The 25,908-nt window shown below is 55.6% G+C and carries 22 protein-coding genes and 2 pseudogenes; 10 read left to right on the top strand and 14 right to left on the bottom strand.

What is annotated here, in order from left to right:
- Positions 1-39 precede the first annotated feature (39 nt).
- Both DXY38_RS07685 and thiL read left to right on the top strand, forming a co-directional pair.
- The gene (locus tag DXY38_RS07685; RefSeq protein ID WP_115071137.1) at positions 40-1,113 is read left to right on the top strand and encodes a peptidylprolyl isomerase; all 1,074 of its coding nucleotides are present in this window, start codon (positions 40-42) and stop codon (positions 1,111-1,113) included.
- Between the two features lie 7 nt (positions 1,114-1,120).
- A complete protein-coding gene (thiL, locus tag DXY38_RS07680; RefSeq protein ID WP_115071136.1) occupies positions 1,121-2,101 on the top strand; it encodes a thiamine-phosphate kinase in 981 nt (326 codons plus the stop codon).
- Between the two features lie 65 nt (positions 2,102-2,166).
- Here thiL and gap read toward each other — a convergent pair whose 3' ends face one another.
- Positions 2,167-3,192, bottom strand: a complete 1,026-nt coding sequence (gap, locus tag DXY38_RS07675; protein ID WP_006854984.1) for a type I glyceraldehyde-3-phosphate dehydrogenase — start codon at positions 3,190-3,192, stop codon at positions 2,167-2,169.
- Positions 3,193-3,359: 167 nt separating this feature from the next.
- On the opposite strand from gap, the gene murC reads away from it, so the two are divergent.
- The 3 genes from murC to DXY38_RS07660 are packed head-to-tail and all read left to right on the top strand — an operon-like array spanning position 3,360 to position 6,091.
- Positions 3,360-4,811, top strand: a complete 1,452-nt coding sequence (gene murC, locus DXY38_RS07670; protein ID WP_115071135.1) for a UDP-N-acetylmuramate--L-alanine ligase — start codon at positions 3,360-3,362, stop codon at positions 4,809-4,811.
- Entirely contained in the window at positions 4,787-5,725 is a 939-nt protein-coding gene (gene murB / locus DXY38_RS07665) for a UDP-N-acetylmuramate dehydrogenase (RefSeq protein ID WP_115071134.1), read from the top strand. Before murC ends, murB begins: the two co-directional genes overlap by 25 nt.
- 24 nt (positions 5,726-5,749) lie before the next feature.
- The gene (locus DXY38_RS07660; RefSeq protein WP_006854981.1) at positions 5,750-6,091 is read left to right on the top strand and encodes a YbaB/EbfC family nucleoid-associated protein; all 342 of its coding nucleotides are present in this window, start codon (positions 5,750-5,752) and stop codon (positions 6,089-6,091) included.
- On the opposite strand, the pseudogene rsgA reads toward DXY38_RS07660, so the two are convergent.
- The 4 genes and pseudogenes from rsgA to grpE all read right to left on the bottom strand — a co-directional run bounded on the left by rsgA (position 6,066) and on the right by grpE (position 9,112).
- Positions 6,066-6,981: pseudogene (gene rsgA / locus DXY38_RS07655) on the bottom strand (ribosome small subunit-dependent GTPase A). The gene DXY38_RS07660 and the pseudogene rsgA sit on opposite strands and share 26 nt — an antisense overlap.
- Positions 6,968-7,210, bottom strand: a complete 243-nt coding sequence (locus tag DXY38_RS07650) for a sulfurtransferase TusA family protein (RefSeq protein WP_115071133.1) — start codon at positions 7,208-7,210, stop codon at positions 6,968-6,970. The pseudogene rsgA and the gene DXY38_RS07650 overlap by 14 nt, the downstream one beginning before the upstream one ends.
- Before the next feature lie 3 nt (positions 7,211-7,213).
- The gene (gene dnaJ / locus DXY38_RS07645) at positions 7,214-8,344 is read right to left on the bottom strand and encodes a molecular chaperone DnaJ (RefSeq protein WP_115071132.1); all 1,131 of its coding nucleotides are present in this window, start codon (positions 8,342-8,344) and stop codon (positions 7,214-7,216) included.
- A 42-nt stretch (positions 8,345-8,386) separates the two neighbouring features.
- On the bottom strand, positions 8,387-9,112 hold the full coding sequence (gene grpE / locus DXY38_RS07640; RefSeq protein ID WP_244279051.1) for a nucleotide exchange factor GrpE: 726 nt from the start codon (positions 9,110-9,112) through the stop codon (positions 8,387-8,389).
- Between grpE and DXY38_RS07635 the strand changes: the two genes are divergently transcribed.
- The 4 genes and pseudogenes from DXY38_RS07635 to DXY38_RS07620 all read left to right on the top strand — a co-directional run bounded on the left by DXY38_RS07635 (position 9,111) and on the right by DXY38_RS07620 (position 15,571).
- Positions 9,111-10,964, top strand: coding sequence for a GspE/PulE family protein (locus DXY38_RS07635; RefSeq protein ID WP_115071266.1), 1,854 nt, complete (start codon positions 9,111-9,113; stop codon positions 10,962-10,964). The two genes, grpE and DXY38_RS07635, sit on opposite strands and share 2 nt — an antisense overlap.
- A gap of 11 nt (positions 10,965-10,975) precedes the next feature.
- Positions 10,976-12,056: pseudogene (locus DXY38_RS07630) on the top strand (type IV pilus twitching motility protein PilT).
- A gap of 16 nt (positions 12,057-12,072) precedes the next feature.
- Positions 12,073-13,347: a type II secretion system F family protein gene (locus DXY38_RS07625; protein WP_115071131.1), complete on the top strand. Its 1,275-nt coding sequence runs from the start codon at positions 12,073-12,075 to the stop codon at positions 13,345-13,347.
- A gap of 118 nt (positions 13,348-13,465) precedes the next feature.
- Complete coding sequence (locus DXY38_RS07620; protein WP_115071130.1) at positions 13,466-15,571, top strand: hypothetical protein; 2,106 nt, start codon at positions 13,466-13,468, stop codon at positions 15,569-15,571.
- 60 nt (positions 15,572-15,631) lie between these two features.
- On the opposite strand, the gene DXY38_RS07615 is transcribed toward DXY38_RS07620, so the two are convergent.
- A complete protein-coding gene (locus DXY38_RS07615; RefSeq protein WP_170952890.1) occupies positions 15,632-16,933 on the bottom strand; it encodes an NAD(P)/FAD-dependent oxidoreductase in 1,302 nt (433 codons plus the stop codon).
- Complete coding sequence (gene msrB / locus DXY38_RS07610) at positions 16,860-17,372, bottom strand: peptide-methionine (R)-S-oxide reductase MsrB (RefSeq protein WP_115071129.1); 513 nt, start codon at positions 17,370-17,372, stop codon at positions 16,860-16,862. The genes DXY38_RS07615 and msrB overlap by 74 nt, the downstream gene beginning before the upstream one ends.
- A gap of 68 nt (positions 17,373-17,440) precedes the next feature.
- Between msrB and dusA the strand changes: the two genes are divergently transcribed.
- Positions 17,441-18,445, top strand: coding sequence for a tRNA dihydrouridine(20/20a) synthase DusA (dusA, locus tag DXY38_RS07605; RefSeq protein ID WP_115071128.1), 1,005 nt, complete (start codon positions 17,441-17,443; stop codon positions 18,443-18,445).
- A gap of 18 nt (positions 18,446-18,463) precedes the next feature.
- Here the strand turns inward: dusA and DXY38_RS07600 are convergent, their stop codons facing one another.
- The 7 genes from DXY38_RS07600 to DXY38_RS07570 all read right to left on the bottom strand — a co-directional run bounded on the left by DXY38_RS07600 (position 18,464) and on the right by DXY38_RS07570 (position 25,873).
- Positions 18,464-19,018 (bottom strand): RNA-binding protein, encoded by a 555-nt coding sequence (locus DXY38_RS07600; protein WP_115071127.1) that lies wholly within the window; start codon positions 19,016-19,018, stop codon positions 18,464-18,466.
- 134 nt (positions 19,019-19,152) lie between these two features.
- The gene (gene argH / locus DXY38_RS07595) at positions 19,153-20,562 is read right to left on the bottom strand and encodes an argininosuccinate lyase (RefSeq protein ID WP_115071126.1); all 1,410 of its coding nucleotides are present in this window, start codon (positions 20,560-20,562) and stop codon (positions 19,153-19,155) included.
- 31 nt (positions 20,563-20,593) lie between these two features.
- Positions 20,594-21,904: a PP2C family protein-serine/threonine phosphatase gene (locus tag DXY38_RS07590; RefSeq protein ID WP_244279062.1), complete on the bottom strand. Its 1,311-nt coding sequence runs from the start codon at positions 21,902-21,904 to the stop codon at positions 20,594-20,596.
- Positions 21,905-22,076: 172 nt separating this feature from the next.
- A complete protein-coding gene (gene ftsY, locus DXY38_RS07585; RefSeq protein WP_115071124.1) occupies positions 22,077-23,747 on the bottom strand; it encodes a signal recognition particle-docking protein FtsY in 1,671 nt (556 codons plus the stop codon).
- A gap of 4 nt (positions 23,748-23,751) precedes the next feature.
- Positions 23,752-24,384: a transcription antitermination factor NusB gene (nusB, locus tag DXY38_RS07580; protein ID WP_115071123.1), complete on the bottom strand. Its 633-nt coding sequence runs from the start codon at positions 24,382-24,384 to the stop codon at positions 23,752-23,754.
- A 21-nt stretch (positions 24,385-24,405) separates the two neighbouring features.
- Entirely contained in the window at positions 24,406-25,155 is a 750-nt protein-coding gene (locus tag DXY38_RS07575) for a DUF502 domain-containing protein (RefSeq protein ID WP_038014953.1), read from the bottom strand.
- A gap of 55 nt (positions 25,156-25,210) precedes the next feature.
- Positions 25,211-25,873, bottom strand: a complete 663-nt coding sequence (locus tag DXY38_RS07570) for an HpsJ family protein (RefSeq protein ID WP_038014950.1) — start codon at positions 25,871-25,873, stop codon at positions 25,211-25,213.
- Between the last annotated feature and the right edge of the window lie 35 nt (positions 25,874-25,908).

The following is a 25,908-nucleotide window of genomic DNA, read 5'->3' as shown; positions in this document are numbered from 1 at the left end:
ACGGCTGTGCCAAAGTCCTGATAGCACCTGGGGTTCTCCTTGGCTCACCGCCGTCTGACCGCTCTGCTTCTTGCCTGGCTAGCCGCCTTTGGCCTCTGGCTTGCCAAACCGGTATGGGCAGACCTCCCTCAAGGCAATGCCGTACAGGATCCTGCGGCGATCCTGCGCGATTCGTTGCCGATGAATCAAGAGGATCTCCGCGAGCTTCAACATCGGCTGGAATCCACGAGTAACGATTTACGTGCGAAGCGCTGGAGTGCTTTGGGACGCACGGTGAGCCGCACCCAGAAACTGGTGGCCACCAGAGGCAACAGCATTCTTGAAGCCGTTCCTGCCGAGCAACGCAGTCAGGCTGAGTTGCTCCTCAATGAGGTGCGCGCTGACCTGATCAAGCTTCAAGACGAAACAGATGCCAACGACAGAGATGGATTCATCCAGATCCGTCGCGACACTCTGAGCCGAGTCGGTGATCTCGAAGCCCTACTGATCGACGATCGTCTGCCTGACATCCCCTCCGAATTCGATGCCCTACCAAGGCTTGCTGGTCGGGCAACCGTGGTGATCGAAACCACCCAGGGAAACCTCACCGCCGTTGTGGACGGCTACAACGCCCCTCTCACAGCAGGCGCTTTTATCGATCTCAGCCTGAAAGGCTTCTATGACGGTCTCCCTTTCAACCGCGCTGAAGATTTCTACATCCTTCAAACCGGAGACCCGGAAGGTCCAGACATCGGCTACGTCGACCCAAAAACCAAAGAGGAACGCCACGTTCCCCTAGAAATTCGCGTTCCAGGCGAAACCGACACCCTCTACAACGAAACCTTCGAGGACGTTGGTCTGTTCAAAGCAGCAGCCGTGCTTCCTTTTTCCACCCTCGGGACTCTGGGCTGGGCCCATTCCGACCAAGCCCTTGATGATGGGTCGTCGCAATTCTTCCTGTTCCTTTACGAAGCAGAACTCACACCTGCTGGCCTCAACCTCGTGGACGGGCGCAATGCCGCCTTTGGCTACGTGGTGGATGGCTTTGACGTTCTCGAAGAGCTGGGCGTTGACGATGGAATTAAACGCATCCAAGTGATCGAAGGCGCCGATCGCCTGCAAGATCACGCCTGATGCTGCCGTGAGCATCACGCTGGCCGAACTCGGAGAAGCGGAGCTGCTGGACCGTCTGGCCCGCTTTGCTCCCCCCGGCCAGCTCAACGACGACACAGCCTTGCTGCCACCTGATTCCAGGGCTCTGCTCGTGAACACCGACGTCCTGGTGGAAGGTGTTCATTTCAGCGATGCCACCACCGCCCCAGCCGATGTGGGTTGGCGTGCCGTTGTCGCCAACCTGTCTGATCTAGCGGCCAGCGGCTCCGAGCAGGTGGAGGGGATCACGGTGGGCTTGGTAGCACCAGGAACCACATCCTGGTGGTGGGTCGAACAGGTGTATCAAGGCATCTCAGAAGCTCTCGGGCACTTTGGTGGAACTCTGCTGGGAGGTGACTGCAGCACCGGCAACCAACGACTGCTCTCCATCAGTGCGTTTGCACGGGTCGGACCGTTGCGACTGCATCGAGCACAGGCCCAACCGGGTGATCTGCTGATGAGCAGCGGCCCCCATGGACTGAGCCGACTTGGCCTGGCAATCCTGCAAGACACACCTCTCCCCAGCGCACAATCCCTTCCACTCACGCTGAAAGAGCAAGCGATTCGATGCCACCAGCGCCCATGGCCAAGGTTTGATGCCCTTCAGACCCTGATCGCCTGCAAACCCGACCACCTTCCCTGGCGAGCCGGTGGGACCGATAGCAGCGATGGCCTGCTTGCTGCCGTGACCGGTCTCTGTCGAAGCAGTGGCTACGGCGCTGTTCTGCGCAGAGAGGCTCTCCCACGCGCCGCTGCCTGGCCCTGTGACGGCCCATGGGATCGCTGGTGCCTCAGTGGAGGGGAAGATTTCGAACTCGTGCTGAGCCTGCCTCCTGAGTGGGCTGAATCCTGGACACAGCATCAGCCTGGAAGTCATTGCTTCGGAGCCATCACGGCCGACAAAGGCAAGATCCTCTGGGCCGACGATGGTGCGCCGCTCCAGCCATCAGGGTTCTCCCATTACGGCTAATCAGGCGCATAAAAAACCCTCCCAAAAGGGAGGGCTGGAGATGAAGGCGATCTTGAAGCTGAGGGTTACTTCCAACCTTTGGCAACAACCTCAGCCAAGTCGACGACGCGCTGGCTGTAGCCCCACTCGTTGTCGTACCAAGCAAGAATTTTCACAGCTTTGTCACCCATGGCGTAGGTGAGATCGGCATCAAAGATGGTCGATTCGTTGGTGCCGGCGTAATCGGTAGAAACGAGGGGCAAGTCGCTGTACTTGATGATTCCCTTCATGCCATTTTCCGAGGCACTCTTCATCACTGCTTTGACATCTTCAACCGATGGGCCCTTGGAGGTTCCGAAGGTGAGGTCAACAGCGGACACGTTGGGAGTGGGAACGCGCATGGCGAAGCCGGTGAGCTTGCCCTTCACTTCGGGGTAAACCAGGGCAACAGCCTTGGCTGCGCCGGTGGTGGTTGGCACCATGTTCAGGGCCGCTGCACGGGCACGACGCAAGTCGCGGTGGCTGTTGTCCAGGATTCTCTGGTCACCGGTGTAGCTGTGAATGGTGGTCATCAAACCCCATTCCATGCCGAAGTTCTGATCCAGAACTTTGACGATGGGCGCCAAGCAGTTGGTGGTGCAACTGGCGTTGCTAAGGATGTCCCAATCTTCGTGGCGGTACTGATCGTCGTTGACTCCAACCACGAATGTGCCGACCCCAGCACCCTTACCAGGCGCGGTGAGAATCACCTTCTTGGCACCAGCCTGGATGTGCATGCTGGCCTTCTCATCGGTGTTGAACACACCGGTGGATTCGATCACCAGATCCACTCCCCATTCCTTCCAAGGGCAATTGAGGGGGTTGCGATCGGCGAAGAATTTGATTTCCTTACCATTGATGAACATGGAGTCATCGGTGGTTTTGATGTCCACTGATGGATCCAGACGACCCAAGATCGAGTCGTAGGTCAGGAGGTGTGCGCTGGTCTTGGGATCAGACGTGGAGTTCATGCCCACGATTTCCAGACCAGTGTCAGCACCGCGACTGATCCAACCTCGCAGCACATTGCGACCAATTCGGCCGAATCCATTGATGGCAACGCGCAAGGTCATGGCAGAAATAAAGCGGTCTTACCGCGTAGGGGGTTTTGGCCGCAGATCATACAGAATTTATTTGGAAAATCCTCCTATTGATCTGCCAAAAAATTCAAGCGAATGAGCTTCGGGCAGTTGGCCACAAGGAAAAGCTGGATTATCGTTTGTCCTCACGTTGACTCCCCTTGGCCGATTCGATCCAATCCCAGAAGCACATTCACTTCATTGGGATGGGCGGCATCGGCATGTCGGCCTTGGCCCTGATTCTTGCGGAACGAGGTCATTCCGTGAGCGGATCCGATCGCAAACTCACACCTGCCATGCAGGCGCTTGAGAGGAAAGCACTCGCCCTCTTCGAAAGCCAGGTCTCCAGCAATTTCATCCACCTCAGCGAGCGAGGCGTTAACGCGCCCTTGGTGGTGGTCAGTACGGCCATTCCCAGCACCAATCCAGAGTTGATCGAAGCGCGACGTTTGGATTTAACGATTTGGCATCGCTCCGACCTTCTGGCCTGGTTGATCGAACAACAACCTGCGATCGCTGTTGCCGGTAGCCATGGAAAAACCACCACAAGCACTGTGGTGACAACGCTCCTTGCCACCGTTGGCGAAGATCCCACCGCCGTGATTGGTGGTGTCGTCCCCTGTTATGGCAGCAACGGTCACAGCGGAAACGGTCGTCTGCTGGTGGCTGAGGCAGACGAATCGGATGGATCCCTGGTGAAGTTCAAGGCCAGCCTCGGGATGATCACCAATCTCGAACTGGACCATACGGACCATTACCGCAATCTCGACGACCTCATCGAGACGATGAAAACCTTTGGCCGAAGCTGCAAACGCCTGCTGATCAATCAAGACGATCCGATTCTTCAAGAACACTTCCAAGCCGATGCCTGTTGGTCTATTCACCACTGCGAAACCGCCGATTACGCCGCTTTGCCTGTGCAACTTGATGGGGATCGCACCATCGCCGACTATTACGAACAAGGACAGCTGATGGGTCGAATCACCCTTCCCCTGCCTGGTCTGCACAACCTGAGCAACGTGGTGGCGGCCTTAGCGGCCTGCCGCATGGAAGGTGTTCCCTTGGAGGCCCTTCTGTCGGCTGTGGCAGAACTGCGTTCACCAGGTCGCCGCTTTGATTTCCGTGGAGAGTGGCAAAACCGACAAGTGGTGGATGACTATGCCCATCACCCCAGCGAAGTTCAGGCCACTCTGACCATGGCCCAACTGATGGTGCAAAGCGGCCGAAGCCCCCTACCACGCACACCCCAACGCCTTCTCGCTGTTTTCCAACCGCACCGCTACAGCCGGACTCAAGAATTTCTCAACGCGTTTGCCCAGGCACTCTTATCTGCTGACGCCCTCGTTCTTGCGCCGATTTATGGCGCCGGTGAACAAGCAATCGAGGGCATCGATAGTGAGCTTCTGGCACGCTCCATTCGGCTGATGGATCCCCATCAACCCGTCTTTGTGGCCAACACGATGGAAGAGCTCACAGGACTGGTGATGCAGCACAGTCAGCCTGAAGACCTGATTTTGGCGATGGGTGCTGGTGATGTGAACAGTCTCTGGGACCGTCTGTCCCAGCAAGGAATTGGAGGAGAGGCGTCATGTTCACCGGCGATCGCAGCCTGAATGCCCTTCTCGAGTCTGGGGTTCTCCAACAGCAGGTGTCCCTCGCGAACTACACCACTTGGCGGGTGGGAGGTCCAGCGCAATGGTTGGCCGAACCCAATGATGTTGAACAGTGTCTCGCGCTTCTCCAGTGGGCCCAAACGGAAGGGTTCACCACCCGAGTGATTGGAGCGGGATCAAACCTGCTGATTGCTGACGCTGGTCTTCCAGGCCTCACTCTGTGCTTACGCCGCCTGCAAGGCAGCCAACTAGATGCCGAATCAGGGCAGGTGAAGGCTTTAGCGGGTGAACCGCTTCCCACGCTTGCCAGGCGCGCGGCCAGACTCGGCTTGCACGGGCTGGAATGGGCCGTTGGCATCCCTGGAACCGTGGGAGGGGCCGCGGCCATGAATGCAGGAGCTCAGGGAGGCTCCACAGCCGACTCGCTGACCTACGTGGAGGTGATCGATCGATCGCTAACGGACGCGGTGAAGACCACCACGATGCTCAGCAACGCCGAGCTCGACTACGACTACCGACACAGCCTTCTTCAAAGCAGCGAACACTTAGTGATTGCGGCGCAGTTCCAATTAGAGCCAGGCCACGACGCCAAGGAGTTGATGAGAAAGACCAGTGGCAACCTCAGTCATCGCACCACCACCCAGCCGTACCAATGGCCAAGCTGCGGAAGTGTGTTCCGCAACCCTGAGCCCGAAAAAGCTGGTCAGCTCATCGAAGGCTTAGGGCTCAAGGGGAAACGCATCGGAGGCGCCGAGGTCTCACCGGTGCATGCCAATTTCATCGTCAACGTTGGCGATGCCACGGCCGATGACATCCGCACCTTGATCGACTTCGTGCAGAACGAAGTGGAGCGAATACACGGAATCTCTTTGCATCCTGAAGTGAAACGCCTGGGCTTTCAAACGACCGATTAGCCTTCGCGTCACTTCATTGGCGTCATGGCAGGGTTTGGACTTCCCAACTTCGGACAGCTCACCGAGGCCTTCCGAAAGGCTCAACAAATCCAGCAAGACGCGCAAAAACTGCAAGAAGAACTCGATGCCATGGAGATCGAGGGCAACAGTGAAGACGGTCGAGCCAGTATCTGGTTATCTGGCAATCAGCAACCCTTGAGGGTGCGGCTGGATCCAACCCTGCTGAGCGAAGGACAGGAAGCCACAGAAGCCGCCACACTCGCGGCTTTGCAATCCGCCTATGAACGCTCCACCGGCACGATGAAAGAACGCATGGAAGAACTCACGGGCGGACTCAATCTCAACCTCCCCGGGATGGGCGGCTAAGACCCAGAAGTTCCTCTACGGCTCGCCTGTAGATCGGGTATCTCTCCCAAGCGCGCGTGACTCCGCATCCAGGTTCATCACGATGCAAACAATCCCGAAAACGGCAGGGATGATGCTCGAGTTGCGCGCGTAATTCCGGAAACAACACCTCAAGATTTCTGGGGTCATCTGGCAACTCTGGCCGGTTGAAACCGGGCGTATCAGCAACGCGTGCCTCAGCGCCCAAGCGATGCAACTCCACATGCCGCGTGGTGTGACGTCCCCGCTGTAACCGTCCGGAAACGGCGCCGATCCGCAGCTCGAGATCAGGGATCAGGGCCATTCAGCAAGGAGCTCTTGCCAACGCCTGAGGGCCCACAAAGCACAGAAAGAGGCGATCCAGCAAGACGTTCTTTCAACTTGGAGAGCCCAAGGCCGTTGCTCGTCGACACCAATAAAGGGGGATACCCCCAGGCATGCAGGCGCAGGCGCAGGGTCTCTAATGCCTCCGGCTCTAAGAGATCGGTTTTCGTGAGAACCAGCTGCACAACAAGTGACGTTCGCTCTGCTGTCAACAAAAAACGACTGGCCTGATCGGGATCAAACGCTGGTTGGTCCACGGCCAATGCCACGACCACCGTGGTGGCATTGGCGACAGGCGGGCGTGTCAGAAAACTGAAGCGAGGTGCCACATCAGCGACCACCGCACGGGCATGGCTCACATCAATGGCTTCTACCCTGACCCGATCTCCGACAAAAACCGCCTCCCCGCGATGACTCAAGCGCGTGCGCCGCGTGCAAAGCAGTCGTGAGGGAATCAAGTCGGAAACGTGATCGAGCTCCACTTCCAAGTAGTTGGCCTGGAGCGCCACAACCATGCCGGACTGAGCCGGCTGATCAACCACCACCACACACCACCTGAAGACGCACCCAATCCTTGGCTTGGTCGATCACCTCCACCTGATGACCCTCCCGAGTAAGCCCCGGTATCACCATCTCCTCAGGCTCACCCCGATCGAGATCAACCTGAAAATGCTGCCCAGGGCCCATGGCCTCCAAGGCCAAACGACAACGAATGAAATTGATTGGACAGGGGGTGCCCCTTAGATCCAGATAATGATCGGAGGGGGCGTCACGCATCCGTCAGCGTTGCCCGAAGAGTCGGGCAAACAGACCGCTTTTATGGTGGTGGTGCTGCTCACCACGGGCTGAATGATGTCCAGCCAGATCTTCAAGAAGACCGCGTTCCTCATCGTTGAGGCGGGTCGGCAAGGTCACCGTGACGGAGATGCGCTGGTGACCACGGGCCACCGGATTGCCCAGCTTGGGAATGCCCTTGTTTTCAAGCGTTAAAACGGAATTGGGCTGGGTGCCGGCTGGAATCTCCAGCGATTCAGGTCCATCCACAGTTTCCACCTCAATGGTGTCTCCAAGGATCGCCTGCAGGTAACTCACCTTCACCTCTGACAGGACGGTGAGCCCGTCTCGCCTCAAGCTCGGATGGGATTTAACCGTGAGGAAAACATACAAATCTCCGGACGGTCCGCCACGCAGGCCGGCATTGCCCTCACCAGACACCCGCAATCGGGTCCCTGTATCGACACCAGCGGGAATGTTGATGCGCAATTTCTTACGGACTTGCGTGACCCCTTGACCACCACAGGAACTGCAGGGATCAGCAATCACCTGTCCAGTGCCATTGCAACTGGGGCATTCAGCCACCTGCTCAAAATTCCCAAATGGCGTCCGCGTGGCACGACGCACCTGCCCAACTCCGCCACAGGTGCCACAGGTGGTGGGACCACTCCCTGTTTTGGCACCACTGCCACTACAGGTGGTGCAAGTCTCGAGGTGGGGGATGCGAATCTCCCGCTCTTGACCAAACACAGCCTGATCAAAATCAATCGTGAGGTCGTAGCGGAGGTCATCTCCCTGTTGAGGCCCTCGCCTTCGCTGACGACCTGCGCCACTAGCAGCACCACCGAACCCACTGAAAAAGGTTTCGAAGATGTCTGCAAAGCCACCCATATCGCCCATATCGGGCATGCCACCGCCTCCACCGAGCCCGGCCTCACCGAACTGGTCGTAGCGCCCGCGGGTTTGGGGATCGCTCAGCACCTCATAGGCGCGACCAATCTCCTTGAAGCGATCTTCAGCTCCTGCATCCTTATTGATGTCAGGGTGATATTGGCGAGCCATACGCCTGTAGGCGCGCTTCAGGGTGTCGGCGTCTGCATCCCTGCTCACGCCTAGGAGGTCGTAGTAATCGGCCATCAGCTCGTCATTCCGCTGCGCACACTAGGCACAAGTTTTGAATCATTCGCTCGCCTCCGGCGTTGAAGAGCCGTCATCCCCTTGGGTTGGTGCACTATCGCCGCCCTCAGTTCCAAGGGCAGCTGCATCTGACTGCTGAGGTCCAGGTCCCATCGACACCTTGACCAAAGCGTGACGCAACACCTTGCCGCTGAGGTGATAACCGCGCTGCAATTCTTCAACCACCACGTCTTCTGGATGTTCGTCACTGGGTTCGCGCAGCACCGCTTCGTGAAGGCTGGGGTCGAACTCTTGACCCACCACCCGCATCGGGGCCACACCCAATTGCTTGAGAACGTCAACGAGTTGCTTGTAGAGACCCTGGTAGCTGCGGTGCAGCGATTGCGCTTCTTCTCCTTGGGGATCAAGTTGCTGACGAGCGCGTTCGAAGTTATCAACCACAGGCAGAATTTCACTCAGGGTGCTGCAGGTGATCTGCAACTTCAGATCGTCCTGATCCCGGCTCTGACGCTTGCGGAAATTGTCAAAGTCGGCCGCGATGCGCACGTATTGAGCACTCAGGGTTTCGTGTTCTTGGCGGAGGGTGCTGTGCTCACGCTCCAGTTGCTCAAGCCGCGCCTCATTGTTCTGCCCAGAGGGAGCTCCCTCTGAAACAGATTCGGGAGAAGCAGCGCCGGGGGTTTCCTCGACAGAGGGGGTGGGGTCCTGCTGGGCTTCGGGAACATCCGATGCCGATTCGTTAGCCGGGATGGAAGCGTCGCCGCTCATGCTGACCAGATGCGAAATCACGTCTAGACATGTTGAAGGGTCACATGCACCCACCACAAGCGCGGAAAGCCGAATCAGCATGAGCGCCGACTCCAACCGAATGCCCCTGCCGCCTGCTCTGCCGGCAAAGCTGATTTCAGAAGTAGAGATCGCCGCTGGAGAAGCACTCCTGCAATCTGGGAAGGTTTTGGACCTGGAAACCTGGAAGCAACTTCAAGCGCTCCCCATCCATCTCAGCGACGACGGCCTCATGGTGGCCATCGCAAGCAGCAGCGACCGAAACCATCGAGAACAACTCAAGCAGATTTTAAGAAGCCATGGCTATATCTCCAAGCTCGTCCTTGCCAATGCAGCGGATCTAAAGCGGATTCTTGATCCACAAGCCTTCGAATCAGATTCCAATATCAACCAAACATCTATAAGCGAGACGGCCAACTCTCTTCTCGATGGATTTGATGTTGAAGGCATCTTAAATGCCGATCCTGACGATGCTGAAATTCAGAGTAATTCGGCCTCCTCTCTAGACATCAATCCATTAAATGCTGATCAATCTCCGATTGTGACACTGGTGGATCGTATCTTGATCAAAGCATTAGACATGAGTGCCAGTGATATCCACGTAGAACCACAACATTCTGGATTACAAATTAGACTTAGGAAGGATGGCGTTTTAACGAATTTAGCACAACCTCTCCCCACTAAATTAATTCCGGCTATAACCTCGCGATTCAAAATTATGGCTGATCTTGATATCGCTGAACGGAGGCAAGCTCAGGATGGTCGGATTCGTAGACAATACAAAGGAAGAACTGTTGACTTTCGCGTAAACAGCCTACCAAGCCGATATGGCGAAAAAATATGTCTACGCTTACTCGATAGTCAATCGACTCAATTAGGACTAGATAAACTCATCTCTAATCCCACCACACTCGAGCTTGTACGAACCCTTGGTTCAAAACCATTCGGCATGATTCTTGTGACCGGCCCAACAGGATCTGGTAAATCGACAACTCTTTATTCCTTGTTAGCGGAACGCAACGAACCCGGAATCAATATCTCGACCGTAGAAGACCCCATTGAATACACATTGCCTGGCATTACTCAATGTCAAGTGAATCGAGAAAAAGGATTTGACTTCAGCACTGCTCTTCGCGCCTTCATGCGCCAGGACCCAGATGTGCTGTTGGTGGGTGAGACGCGCGATCAGGAAACAGCAAAAACTGCCATCGAAGCAGCTCTTACAGGGCATCTGGTCTTGACCACCCTTCACTGCAACGATGCCCCAAGCGCCATCGCCCGACTCGACGAAATGGGCGTTGAACCGTTCATGGTGAGCGCATCCTTGCTCGGCATCGTTTCTCAACGCTTGCTCAGGCGCATATGCAGCGATTGCCGCATTTCCTACCACCCAGATTCCCAAGAATTAGGACGCTTTGGCCTGATAACGAGCCATGAAGGCGATGTCACCTTTTTCAAGGCGAAGCATCATGAGGGACCTGAAACACCATGCCCCAGCTGTCAGGGAACCGGTTACAAGGGCCGTATCGGTGTGTACGAAGTGCTGCGAATGAATGAAGCCCTGGCCGCATCCGTCGCCAAAGGCGCTACCACTGATCTCGTCCGGCAGTTGGCCCTGGAGTCAGGCATGAAAACACTGCTCGGCTACAGCCTTGATCTCGTACGCGAAGGTCACACCACCCTGGAGGAGGTGGACCGGATGGTGCTGACGGATGCGGGCCTTGAATCGGAACAACGGGCCAGGGCCCTCACCACTGTTACTTGCCGTGGATGTGGTGGCGGACTTCAAGAAGGTTGGCTGGAATGCCTGTATTGCCTGACACCCCGTCAGTAAGAGCTCCGAGCATGGAACAAATGATCGAAGACCTGATGGAACAGCTGGTGAATGGAGGCGGAAGCGACCTCCACATCGCCAGCGGACAGCCGCCCTACGGCCGGTTCAGTGGCGAACTGCGACCGATGCAGGAGGAACCACTCTCTGAAGAAGGTTGCAACCGCCTGATCTTCTCCATGCTGAACAACAGCCAACGCAAAACGCTAAACGCTGGAACAAACGTGGGAGCTGGATTGCGCGTATGGATTGAAAGGGGTCGCTCGCTTTCGCGTGAATGTGTACCGGCAGAAAGGCAGCTATGCCGCCTGCTTGCGTGCTCTTGGCAGCAAAATCCCCAGCGTTGAGTTGCTGAATCTGCCTCCCGTCGTGGTGGAAACCAGCAAACGCCCCCGAGGTCTTGTCTTGGTCACAGGTCCAACTGGCTCAGGCAAAACCACCACCCTCGCAGCGCTGCTCGATCACATCAACCACACGAGGGCTGAGCACATCCTCACCATCGAAGACCCGATCGAATTTGTGTACAACAGTGATCTGAGCTTGGTGCATCAACGCCAACTCAATGAAGACACGCGCAGTTTTGCCAATGCTCTGCGCGCTGCATTGCGCGAAGACCCAGACGTGATCTTGGTGGGTGAAATGCGCGATCTCGAAACGATTCAACTAGCGATCAGCGCTGCTGAAACCGGGCATTTGGTGTTTGGAACCCTGCACACCAGTTCTGCGGCGCAGACCGTGGATCGGATGGTGGATGTGTTTCCACCTGGCCAGCAAACCCAAATCCGCGTGCAACTCTCAGGAAGCCTGGCTGCTGTGTTCTCTCAAACGCTCTGCAAACGCCAAAACCCAGCTCCTGGGCAGTTCGGTCGCGTGATGGCTCAAGAAATCATGATCAACACCCCAGCCATCGCCAATTTGATCCGTGAAGGCAAAACAGCCCAGCTGTATTCCCAAATTCAAACCGGCGGAGAACGCGGCATGCAAACCCTGGAGAGAGCCCTTGCCGATCTGATTGAGCAGGGAGAGATCAGCCTTGATGAAGGTCACAGCAAAGCCAGCAAACCCTCTGAGCTGGAACGCCTGATGAACAACTAAATCGGTCATTCAGGGCATGGCTTCTTTCACCGCTACCTACACCTCAGCCACAGGCCAACCGCGCACGGTCACGGTCAAAGCAAATGATGCTGTGTCGGCCCGTCGTCAGCTACGGCGGCGAGGAATTAAAGCGGAAGAGCTGCGCCAAGAGGCATACAGAGGAAAAGACAAAGCCAAGGGCGAGTCCAAAACCGCAGGAGGGAGCTCGTCAGCCGGTTGGCTGTCAATGGATCTAGGCGAAGCGTTCCAGAAACCACCCGGGGTCAAAGAAAAGGCCATTTGGGCCAGCAAGCTGGCCGCACTCGTGGATGCAGGGGTGCCGATTGTGCGCAGCCTCGATCTCATGGCCACGCAGCAAAAGCTGCCAATGTTTAAAAAAGCTCTCACCAGCGTGGGACTCGAGGTGAATCAGGGCACGGCGATGGCAGCAGCGATGCGGCGATGGCCCAAGGTGTTTGATCAGCTCACCATTGCCATGGTGGAGGCAGGGGAAGCCGGTGGTGTTCTGGATGAATCTCTCAAACGCCTCGCCAAGCTGTTGGAAGACAACGCCAGACTCCAAAACCAAATCAAAGGGGCATTGGGTTACCCCGTTGCGGTGTTGGTGATCGCCATTTTGGTGTTTTTAGGAATGACGATCTTTTTGATTCCTACCTTTGCCGGAATTTTTGAAGACCTAGGAGCCGAATTACCATTATTTACGCAATTGATGGTGGATTTAAGCGCCTTGCTTCGTTCATCGGCATCCCTAGTTTTCGCTGGTGTTTTGTTAGTGGGAGCCTGGATGATTGGCCGTTACTACAATACCCAAAAAGGCCGCAGAGTTCTCGACAAATTAATGCTGAAGCTACCGTTGTTTGGTGATCTCATCATGAAAACAGCCACCGCTCAGTTTTGCAGAATCTTTAGCTCACTGACCCGCGCTGGTGTTCCAATCCTGATGTCGCTGGAGATCTCCAGTGAAACCGCTGGAAACTCGATCATCTCTGACGCGATTCTCGGATCACGCACTCTTGTACAAGAGGGTGTCTTACTAAGCACAGCACTCACACGTCAGAAAGTCCTACCAGACATGGCACTGAGCATGCTCTCCATTGGTGAGGAAACTGGTGAAATGGACCGGATGCTGAGCAAAGTGGCCGACTTTTATGAAGACGAAGTCGCAACATCCGTGAAGGCACTCACCTCAATGTTGGAGCCAGCAATGATTGTTGTTGTTGGAGGAATCGTGGGTTCGATCCTACTGGCGATGTACCTACCGATGTTTACGGTGTTTGATCAGATTAAGTAGAACAGTACAAGAAGATTGCACACTCAGGAATCTCTCAGCAGACTCTTTTCTCAAATTAATAGTAAAAATACCTATTCGCGCTAAATTTCTAATATAAATTCAATAAAGAATAAACAAAATGGCCAATCAAGCCCCAAATGTAACTGATCAGTTTAGTAAATTTAATTGGGAGACGGAGGTATTTAACGGACAATTAACTGCTGGTGTTGAATATACATTTAACGAAAATCAACTTACTGCTTTAACGCAAGATGCTGATGGAGACACACTTTATCTTGAAACCCAAGAGATTCGCGATTACAATAATTACGATCCAGAAACGGGTGAATCTCCACTACTTGGAGAAGGATTCGCTCTAGGGATTTATGCCAATGAAAATGCTTATGCTTTTGTTTCTGGAGGAGAAGTTGGTAATCGAACCTTTACTTTCATCCTAGAGGAAAGCACTAGCGATACCTTTACTCCATATAGCGCCTTAGGCATCACCGATGGTGTTGACTCGGTATACATCAACGCTTTACCCGACAACTTTGCAGGCACACTAACCGTTGACTCAGGCGAACTAATCCTAAAGAATCAAGCCCCAAATGTAACTGATCAGTTTAGTAAATTTAATTGGGAGACGGAGGTATTTAACGGACAATTAACTGCTGGTGTTGAATATACATTTAACGAAAATCAACTTACTGCTTTAACGCAAGATGCTGATGGAGACACACTTTATCTTGAAACCCAAGAGATTCGCGATTACAATAATTACGATCCAGAAACGGGTGAATCTCCACTACTTGGAGAAGGATTCGCTCTAGGGATTTATGCCAATGAAAATGCTTATGCTTTTGTTTCTGGAGGAGAAGTTGGTAATCGAACCTTTACTTTCATCCTAGAGGAAAGCACTAGCGATACCTTTACTCCATATAGCGCCTTAGGCATCACCGATGGTGTTGACTCGGTATACATCAACGCTTTACCCGACAACTTTGCTGGGACACTGTCTGTTAGTACTGGCGGACCACTTCTAGAGAATCAAGCACCAACAATAATTAATCCGCTTAGTCGGTTCAACTGGGAGAGCGAAGTATTTGATGGGCAACTCACAGCTGGAATTGAATACAGATTCAACGAAAGTCAGCTCACTGCTTTAGCCCAAGATACTGATGGAGACACTCTTTATCTAGAAACAGAAGAGATTCGCGATTACAATAATTACGATCCAGAAACGGGTGAATCTCCACTACTTGGAGAAGGATTCGCTCTAGGGATTTATGCCAATGAAAATGCTTATGCTTTTGTTTCTGGAGGAGAAGTTGGTAATCGAACCTTTACTTTCATCCTAGAGGAAAGCACTAGCGATACCTTTACTCCATATAGCGCCTTAGGCATCACCGATGGTGTTGACTCGGTATACATCAACGCTTTACCCGACAACTTTGCTGGGACGATTTCTGTCTCTAGCGACAACCCAGATGTTCCCACTTCAATCGACAGCGACAACAACGGTCTTGTTGATAACCGCTCCGTCTACACCCTCTTCAACAACGGCGATCCACTCACCCTGACTAAAGAACGCTCCGACGGCAGCACACGCACTTTCTCCACAACACGAATCCCCAACTGGGATGCCACACAAGCCGTCAGTGCAGGAGATGAATCTGGAAACTTCAACGTTCTCCTCGAAGGGGCTGATGACACTGCACGAGAAAATCAATTCAAAGTTTGGACCACCGACAACACCGGCTTAGTCTCCTCCGGCACCGGGTGGCGCTCCGCTGAACAACTCGCTCAAAATGGTTGGGAATCAGTCTTCGAGCGAGATCTCAATCAAGACTCCATCACCGGCATTCCCAACGCGGTGGATACAGATTCCGACGGTCTTGTTGATAACCGCTCCGTCTACACCCTCTTCAACAACGGCGATCCACTCACCCTGACTAAAGAACGCTCCGACGGCAGCACACGCACTTTCTCCACAACACGAATCCCCAACTGGGATGCCACACAAGCCGTCAGTGCAGGAGATGAATCTGGAAACTTCAACGTTCTCCTCGAAGGGGCTGATGACACTGCACGAGAAAATCAATTCAAAGTTTGGACCACCGACAACACCGGCTTAGTCTCCTCCGGCACCGGGTGGCGCTCCGCTGAACAACTCTCTGATGTTTGGGGTGAATTATTCTCCGTTCTGAACGTCACCGAATCCTCAACAGCTCCGACATTGATCTGAGCAAGGCAGCAATCATCGAGCCAATGGCTCTGCTTGAGCAGGGCTTTTTTTGTTATCTCATCAAGTAGAAGCAATCGCTTCTGCAATCGCCACACCCGCAAGCCAGCCGCCGCTCCAACAGGCCTGGAAATTAAAGCCGCCAGTGACCCCATCCACGTCCAGTAATTCACCCGCTAAGTACAACCCAGCACAGCGCCGACTTTCCATGGTCGCCAAGTTCACCTCACCCAGATCGACGCCACCCGCGGTCACAAATTCTTCCCCAAATGGGCCGCGGCCCTGAATCGATAATCGCTGCGCGCAAAGCGTTTCCACCAACTGTCGTTCCGCCTTCGCTGGAAGATCCGCCCAACGCTGTTCTGCTGATACTCCCGCCTGGCTCGAAAAGGCAAGCCAAAGACGCCGTGGCAAATACTCAAACGGCTTGGCAGCCACCACCGTGCGACGCGCCTGGTCAAGGCGCGCCTGCTGCAACTTCTGCTGAACACGCTCACGACCCAATCCGCCGCTCCAATCCACCCGCAACTCACCCTGGTAACGACTGGCATGGAGGGCCCGCGCTGCAAACGCGGTGAGCCGCAATACCGCAGGCCCACTCACACCCCGATGGGTGATCAGCACCCGGCCCGTCTGACGAAAGCGCTGCTCACCAACCTTTAAATCCAAGCTCACGTCATCCAGGGCAATGCCGCTGCATGCGGTTAAAGCAGAAGCCTGCAATCTCAAGCTGAACAGCGACGGCACCGGCGGCACAATCGTGTGACCTAAATCCTGAGCAAGACGTCTCCCACTGGGATGGCCCCCACTGGCTAGCAACACCCGCTTGGCGTGATGAAGGACAGAGCGATGATCGGAAAGTTGAAACCCACCTGCCTTCGAGCAGCTGAGTTGACGCACAGCAGAACCGCAGTAAATCTTCACTCCTGCCGCTAATGCGGCCCGCCTCAGGCACTCCACCACCGCCTCAGAGCGATTCTGCTCAGGAAACATGCGTCCATCGGACTCTTCCACAAGCGTGAGTCCGTGCTCATCGAACCAAGCGATCGAATCTCCGCACGCAAACTGGCTAAAGGGACCCCGCAAGGGTTTGCTTCCCCGGGGGTAGTGACCCACCAACTCCATGGGATCCCAGCAAGCGTGGGTGACGTTGCAACGACCGCCACCGCTGATGCGCACTTTTGTGAGCACCTCTGGGGTCGCCTCCAAGATCAGAACATCACGAACCCCCCGTTCGGCGGCGGTGATCGCTGCCATAAAGCCGGCAGGCCCACCTCCGATCACGATCAGGTCATGCCATTGGCTGGAAACGCAGGGCGACTCCGTTGTTGCAGTAGCGCTTGCCCGTCGGTCGGGGACCGTCATTGAAAACATGGCCCTGATGCCCACCGCAGCGGCTGCAGTGATATTCAGTGCGAGGAAGAATTAATTTGAAATCTACTTTTGTGTCTACACCGCCCGGAAGGGGCTCCCAAAAACTCGGCCATCCGGTACCGCTATCAAACTTGGCGGTGGAAGCAAACAAGGGCAGGTCGCAGCCGGCGCAGTGGTACGTGCCTTCTCGTTTTTCGTTATTAAAAGGACTGGTGAAGGGGCGTTCAGTGCCTTCCTGACGCAACACCTGATAAGCCTCAGGAGACAGACGCTTTTTCCATTCCCCATCGCTGAGATCCCATGCCGCCTCGCCGGCCTTGGAGGCAGCCAACACTTGATCCGGAGCTCTCAAAACGCCCACCATCCCGGCGATCGAGGCCAAAAGCATCGAACGTCGGCTCAACAACCAAGGCTGGATCGAAGTCGTCATCTGCAGGGTGTTGAAATTTTGCCTTCTTTCTAAAGCGACAAGGGCAGGAAGCGAGGCAGCATGGAGGAATGGATTCCCCACTGAACCCCGATCGGGAACCCGCCTGGCGCTTCAGTGTGGCGCCCATGCTGGATTGCACGGATCGACATTTCCGCATGCTGATGCGCCAGATCAGCAAACAATGCCTGCTTTACAGCGAAATGGTGGTGGCGCAAGCTCTCCACCACAGCAAGCGCCGCGAACGGCTGCTGGACTTTGACGCCGAAGAACATCCCCTAGCGCTACAGGTGGGGGGCGACGATCCTGCCTTACTGGCCGACGCCACACGGATGGCAGCCGATTGGGGGTACGACGAGATCAACCTCAATGTGGGCTGCCCGAGTCCAAGGGTGCAAGCCGGGAATTTTGGGGCTTGTTTGATGGCAGAACCGCAGACCGTGGCGCGTTGTGTGGAAGCGATGGTGGCGGCCTCATCCCTCCCCGTCACCGTGAAACATCGCGTGGGTATTGATGATCTCGACAGTGATGACCTGCTCAGACAGTTTGTTGACCAAGTGGCTGAAGCCGGAGCCTTGCGCTTTTCCGTCCATGCCCGCAAAGCATGGCTGGAAGGATTAGATCCCAAACAAAACCGCACGATTCCTGCTCTTCAGCATGATCGCGTGATCGCTTTAAAGGAATCCAGACCCGGTCTCACCATTGAATTGAATGGTGGCCTCGACACCCCTGAGGATTGCCTCAAGGCCTTAAAGCACTGCGATGGGGCGATGGTCGGGCGGGCTGCCTATGCCCACCCACTGCGCTGGCGCGACATCGACAGCTTGATCTACGGCGCAGCGCCTCGCCAAGTGTTGGCCTCCGATGTCGTGCTTGGGCTGATTCCCCATGCCGAACGTCACCTTCAGCGAGGAGGAAGGCTTTGGGATCTGTGCCGGCATCTCGTCCAGGTTGTGGAAGCAGTCCCGGGAGCAAGGCATTGGCGTAACAACCTCAGCACCAAAGCTCAAAAAGCTGGTGCTGGGATTGAAATCATTGAGGAAGCTGCTCAGCAGCTGCTTGATGCCGGGCACTGAGCAGGCCTGATAGAGAGGTCAGCCTTCGGCGCCGCCATATCCACTGTTGTCGTCAGCTCCACCACGGCGACGACGGGTACGGCCATCGTCGTAGGCACTGCCGCCAGCTGGAGGAGCTCCACTGCCGTAGCTGCGATCTTCCCAGCCACTCGCACCAGAGCGACGCTCACCACCGCCACCACCGCCGTAGTTGCCACCGCCGCCACCGCCGTAGTTGCCACCGCCGCCACCGCCGTAGTTGCCACCGCCACCACCGCCGTAGTTGCCACCGCCGCCACCGCCGTAGTTGCCGCCGCCGCCACCGCCGCCAAAATCGCGACGGGGGGCACTGCCACGGGGCTCAGCTTTGTTGATGCGCAGGGGACGACCCATCAATTCAGCACCTTGAAGCGCCTCGATGGCAGATGCTTCGGCCGCTTCGTCGCTCATTTCGACAAAGGCAAAGCCACGTTTGCGACCGGTGTCGCGCTCTAGAGGGAGGGCACAATTCGTGACCTCTCCATAGGTGGAAAACAATTCAATGATGTCTTCCTGCTCAGCGCGGAACGGAAGATTGCCGACAAAAATGCTCACTTATCTGATGGACCGAAGTTAAGAGGGGCCAATGGGATCAAAGGGCCAAAATTCATGGACCTAAAGAAGATCATTGAATCTCTGGCTCCTTAAGCGTAGTCCGATCTCAGCCGAATGATCACCAATCAAACAACCTAATTCGCAAGCCCAAATCGTTTGTTCCAAATCGCCAGCTGTTCGTTGACGCGGTCGAAACCTGTTCCGCCTTCGCTGGTTCGAGCTGCCACCACATTGCGAGGTGTTAACGCCTCAAACAAATCAGCCTCGATCGCAGGGTGAAACTGCTGCCAACGCTCCAGCGTCAGTTCGCGAAGCAGCACGCCTTCCTGAAGGCAATGTTTCACGACAGCACCAACCAATTGATAGGCCTCTCGAAAAGGAACCTGCTTCGCCACGAGATAGTCGGCCACATCCGTGGCATTTGAATAGTCCGCAGCAACAGCCGCCTCAAGGCGTTCGGTCCTGAAACTCAAGCCTTCCTGAAGCAAAATCGTCATCGCCTCAAGGCATTGCGATGTGGTCGCCACCACATCAAACAGCGCCTCTTTGTCCTCCTGAAAATCTTTGTTGTAGGCCAGTGGCAAGCCCTTAATCATCGTCAGCAGGCCTTGTAAGTGGCCGAACACCCGCCCGCATTTGCCACGCACCAATTCAGGAACATCAGGGTTTTTTTTCTGCGGCATCAAGCTGCTGCCCGTTGCACAGCGATCGGTGAGTCGTACAAAGCCACATTCCTCTGACGCCCAAAAAATCACCTCCTCAGCAAGACGACTGAGATGCACCATCACCAGTGAGGCCGCGGCCGAAAATTCCACCGTGAAATCACGATCACTCACCGCATCCAAGCTGTTGGCATAGATGCCATCGAAGCCAAGGGCCGAGGCGGTGCTCCTGCGATCGATCGGTACCGGAGTGCCCGCCAAAGCTGCGGCACCCAAAGGGGAGAGATTCAGCCGTTTGCGCAAGTCCGCCATCCGCTGTCGATCCCTCTCCACCATCTCCACGTAAGCAAGAAGATGGTGAGCGAGGCAAAGAGGCTGGGCACGCTGCAGATGTGTGTAGCCAGGAATCAGGGTGTTGCTGTGAAGGTTGGCCTGGTCAAGCAAGGCACGCTGAAAACCGAGCAAATGCTGTTCAAGCTCATCCAAACGACGCCTGAGCCAAAGCCGCAAATCGGTCCCCACCTGGTCGTTACGACTCCGACCGGTGTGCAATTTCTTGCCAACCGGGCCAAGCAAAGCAATCAGACGTCGCTCAACAGCGAAGTGCACATCTTCATCAGCGAGCCCTGGCTGAAACTGTCCTGATGCCGCTTCCTGGCGGACTTGTTCAAGACCAGCCACAAGTTGATTGGCCTCCTCTTCCTGGATCACACCGCACTGAGCAAGCATGCGGGCATGGGCGATCGACCCATCCAGATCTTCCTGGAGAAGGGTGATATCAAAGCCAATCGACGCATTAAAACGTTCAATCGCCGGATGCAAGCCCTGCTCAAACCGGTCACTCCAGGTTGCGGAGCCTCCACCCGTCACCCCCCCTGCCATGTCACTCTCCTCTGCGCTTGTCATCAGCTTGTCAGGCCAAAGACCGGGGGACAGACGGCAGCATGATCTCCTCTTTGACCTTGAGCACCACCATCGAGGCATCGTCATCCAACTGACGGGTGGGTCCCACAAACCGATCGAGCCGAGTGAACAAGTGATCAAGAATCCCTTGGGATCCAGTTCCCGATCGACAGGCTTGCTCAAGTGAGCGCATCAAGCGCGCCTCATCAAAGCGATCACCTGTGATCCCAGGGGCTTCAGTGACTCCGTCTGTGTAATAAAGAAGAACGTCACCAGGCTCAAGCACGAGCGATTCACAGCCATATTCCGCCTCAGGCTGAAGGCCAATCAGGAGCCCGGGGGCATCCAATCGCATCAATTTCCGAGACTGGGCACGCCAAATCAACGGTGGGTTGTGGGCGGCGTTGGCGTAACGCAAACGCCTCGTACGTGGATCAAAATCGGAATAAAAGAGCGTGACGAAGCGATGGGACTGAGACAAGTCCTCCAGCGCTAATTGGTTGAGGTCATAAAGGATGCGATCGGGCGGCAGTCCACTCAAAACCTCTGCCCTCAGCATGCCGCGGAGCATGGTCATCAATAATCCCGCTGGCACCCCCTTACCCATCACATCCCCCATCACGAAAGCCCAACGGCCACGCTCCCTACGGCGGCCGATCAGTTCTGGCCGGGTTGGAATGAAATCGTAGTAATCACCGCCAACTTGAAAAGCCGGCCGGCAACGCGCCGCAAGATCCACGCCTTCAATCACAGGGCAGTGATCGGGCAACAGCTGAGCCTGGATATCCGCTCCGATGCTGAGCTGACGATCAACCCGTTCATGACGACGGGCCTCCTGAAGCATCAAATCATTTTCAATCGCGACCCCGGTGAGATCGGCCACCAATTGCACATGGCGGCGATAGACGTCACTCCAAGCAAGGGGACTCGACGGGTTGAACACGTAAAGGCGTCCCCTCGGCCGACCACGAGCGATCAACGAAGTCGCAAAAAGTCCCGCACTACCAAGCTGTCGCTGGACCAAGCGATCCATCGCCCGCACAAGATCTTCGTCGGATCCAAAACCAACGACGTTGCCAGGCTCATGGGCAGCAAGCGCCCGCAACAAGCCCTCCCTGCGTGGACCAGGAAGCATCTGCAGCTGTTCACGCCAAAGACGTCCGTCAGCCTGAAAAGGAACCAGCAGGGAACCCTGAACCCCGACAAGCCGGGCAGCGACCACCGGCACCAACTCCAAAAAGCGGTTGAGGTTGCTGAAGCTGCGCAACGCAAAGCCAAGCGAGACAAGCAGCTCCTGATTGGAACGCTGCTCCCGCGACATGCTCTCTAACAGCTGTCGTAGCGAGGCTGTAGCCGTCAACGATTGGTTGATTCCACGTTGAGGCGTTGCCGGATGTCGCCATGAAGGTGAAGGTGTGCTGCTCACGCCATCGCACCCAGCAGAAGGCGCAACGTAGCAAGTTCAGCCTGATCAGGCCGCAATGTGCAACGCATCAACGCGATGCCAAGAGAGCCTCCACAAATTCAAAACTATTGAAAGGACGAAGATCGCGAATCCCCTCACCAGCGCCAATAAACCGAATCGGCAACTTTGCTTCTGAAGCAACAGCCAGAGCCACGCCTCCTCTCGCAGTGCCATCGAGCTTGGTGATCACCACACCTGTGAGCCCAGCAGCACGGGCAAAGGCCATCGCCTGCTTCAAGCCGTTCTGGCCCTGACTGGCATCGAGCACCAACAACGATTCCACATGAGCTTCGGGAGCAAGACGATCCACCACACGACGGATCTTTTCCAGCTCCTCCATCAAGTTGTGCTTGGTCTGCAAACGCCCGGCCGTGTCCACCAGAACCAAATCAGTTCCCTTGGAACGGGCGGCACCGATCGCATCAAACACCACCGCAGCAGGATCCGCATTCGCTGAAGGATTGGCCACAACTGGCACATCACTGCGATCCCCCCAAACCTGAACTTGCTGAACAGCTGCGGCACGAAAGGTATCCGCCGCTGCGATTAAGGCGGAATACCCACTGCGAACAGCAAGATTGGCGAGCTTGCCAAGGGTGGTGGTTTTACCAACGCCATTCACACCCACCAAAAGCCACACATTCAGCCGATCCCTTTGAGGAGCGAGGAGGTCAACAGCACTGGCCTTGATCGGCTCATCAAGCAGGTCGCGGAGCTGTTCCTTCAGAAAGCGAATGCCTTCGCTGGGATCGACGACCTGTTCGTTCATCCGCTGGCGAAGGGCATCTAGCACCTGATCCGTAGCTTGAACCCCCGCATCAGCCCTCAGCAAAAGGGATTCGAGGTCATCAACCACCTCTGGGGTCAACGGATCGTCGCCCAGGTTTTCCAGCAGACCGGTAACAAAGCCTTGGCGAGTTTTCTCCAGGCCTTGGCGCAGTCGCCCTAGCCAATCGATCTCCTCGAGGGTGACCTGCTCCGCGCTCCGCCCTTGGGCCGCTAAAACTTCAGCCGACCAGGTGAAGGCATCGTCAAAGTCTCCAAGACTTGGTTCATCCTCATCAATTGTGGGAGCGCCTTGTCCTTGTCCTTGTGCTGCCGCAGGAACGTCGGGAACGCGTTCAGGCTCAGCGGGTTGCTCTAGCTCTTGCTGACGCTGATCCCGCTGGGCAGCTGCCTGTTCAAGGAAAGACAGTGCCTGGGCAGGTGGCGTAGGAGTTGGGGCAGGAGACGTAGGTGCGGTCGGAGTAGGCGCGGGAACAAAAGCAGGCTCCACCACCGGGGCCTGTTGTGCCGGCTCGACCGTCTCAACAGGAGGCTCCTGGGGCTCAACCGAAGACGTTTCGCTGGCAGGAGAGGCTTCTGGAGGAGCAACTTCTGGAGGAGCGACAACAGCTGTTGGCATCACCGCTGGAGGCTCCATCACTGGAGGAGCCACCACGTTCTGCTCCGACGTCGAATCGATCTGGGCCGTCTTGGCGGCCTCAGCAGCCTCAGCTTTCTGAGCTTTTAAACGGGCATAGGCCTGGCGGGCCCATTCAAGAGAATCGTCTTCCGGCTCAGACGATTGGGGTTCAGCCGCCTGCACGTCTGCTGGTTGCGACGCAGAAGACTGATCGGGTTGAACCTCTGGATCCACTGGAGGGTCCACTGGGGTTTCAGGAGGAACGGATCCGCGATTAAACCAGTCGTAGACCATGATTTCAGGACAACACCAGTGAGGGGGCGTTCTGCAGACGACGCAGCACACCATTGATCATCTTTCGGCCTTGCTCGTCACTGAAGCGATGGGCTAATTCAACAGCTTCGTTGCAAGCCACAGCCGCGGGAGTATTGAGTTCTGAAAGATCAATCACAGCCAAGCGCAAAATATCGCGATCAATGCGCGGTAGTCGGGTGAGGCGCCAGCCCTCCATCACACCATCCAGCAACTGATCAATGGCTTTGCGTTTTTTCAGCACAAACGTCACGCGTTTCATGGCCTCGCGACGCACCTGGTCTTGATTGGATAGAGCCAACAAACGGGGCAACTCAAGACTGGCTGAAAGACCATTCAGAACTTGTTCGGCCCCCGTAAGGGACGACTGCAACGACGCACGAACCGAATTCTGATCGGAGGAGGGGCCATCTTTTAGTTCACTTTCGAGCAAGTGTTGCTGAGCTTTTTCCAGATCTCCAGCACAACAATCCAGGACTTCAGTCCAGTGCTGCATCAAGCTATCGAGGGCCTTTTGGAGCAAGGTGTCCAGGGAGAGATCAGGGGGATGATCCACCCGCTCAGGGCATTGACCGAGCACCAGCAGCGCTAGTTCACGGGACAGGGATCGGGACTGCATGGACATACGGCCGAGTCGAGTTCAGGCTCCAGTGGTGGACGACGACGGTGAGACAGAACCCCTCAGCTGAGAAATCAGGCTGGAGAAACTTCGATTCACAGGAGCTTCACGCTCATCAGGATTCACAATGCCAGCGGAAATGATCGTTCGGAACGCATCTTCCACGGAAATGTCCAGATCTTTGACAGATGTTTCGGGAACCAAGGTGTACCAGCCCGTTGTGGGGTTTGGTGCTGTGGGGATGAACACACTGAGAAGGGGTTCCTTGAGCTCAGCTTGGAGGGAAGGTCCCACCACGCCGGTCACAAAACCCACGCTGTAAAGGCCCTCGCGGGGATATTCCACTAAAACTACACGCCGAAAACGCTGAGAGTTATCTCTCAAAAACGTGGCAAGCAGCTGCTTCAGGGTTTTGTAAACCGAACCAGCAAGAGGAATGCGTTGCAGGGTTTCCTCGCCAAACTCCAGCAACCAGCGACCGACGATGTTCCTCGCCATCAAACCGATCAACAAAATCGCAAAAAGCGGAACCGTCAATCCCAGCGCCAGGTTGATCAAATCCTGGAGAAGAGGATTAAGGGTGATGAACGGATTGAACTGCTTGGGAATCGAGGTAAGAAAAGCCAGAACAAAACGACTGACCGTGGTGGCCAACCAAATCGTGGTTGCCAGTGGAATGACCACCAACAACCCAGCGATTAAATCGTTTTTCAGATCTTGCTGAAGCCTGGCGCTAAGCGGCAGGTCAGGTCTTGTATTGGACTGCACCAAGGAACGCCTGTGGCCGAAGGCTGACGTGATCTCACCAACCTAACCAGCAGATCGATTAGATCACGGCCCCTAGAGCCAAGAGCACAAAGGCAACGGCAAGAATCACCGCGCTCAAGGTGCCGCCAAAACGACGCTGATTCACAGCAAGGTTGCGCTGACGTTCCCCCTGCTTGATCTGCTGTTCCATCTGCGCCAGCTGCTTATCAATGAAAGCCTGAGCAGCTTTGACCCTGTCTTCCTCACTGGCATCAGCAGGCAACTGTCCTGCCTGCGTGAGCTGGTTACCCAGCATTTTCACGTTCTCAGGATTCGCCGATTGCTGACGAGCCATCTCCAATTGACCCTTTTGCTGCTCAAGCGTTTGATCCGATTCACCCGAAAGGTTCTGATTGCCTGAGATCGAGACGGGAACAACCACAATCATCAAAATCGCCAACAGCCCGGAAATCACACAAACGAACCAACGAATGGGAGGTCTTGCTGTCTCCGGTTGGTCAAGGCGCGAGCCCAGAAGCATGAGCAAGAGGCCGATCAGCCCCATGGGGGCTTGATTAACTAAGCGCTCAATGAGCAGTTGCTTAAAGACTCCATCAGCCCAATCAGCTGCACTCAGCAGCACAGCCATCTGCAATGCCAGCAGCGCAACCAGAGTGATGCCCAACCACCTCAGAACAAACGACAGTCGTAAGGATTGAGAACCCGATGGGGATGCGGACACGTCACGATGATGAAAGGTCATTAATTTTACGGCCC

Origin of the sequence: Synechococcus sp. UW179B (genome assembly GCF_900474245.1) — a bacterium.
In the GTDB taxonomy this organism is placed as follows: Bacteria; Cyanobacteriota; Cyanobacteriia; order PCC-6307; family Cyanobiaceae; genus Synechococcus_C.
The sequence above is the reverse complement of the archived record's forward strand: the minus strand, read 5'-3'. Positions and strand labels throughout refer to the sequence as shown.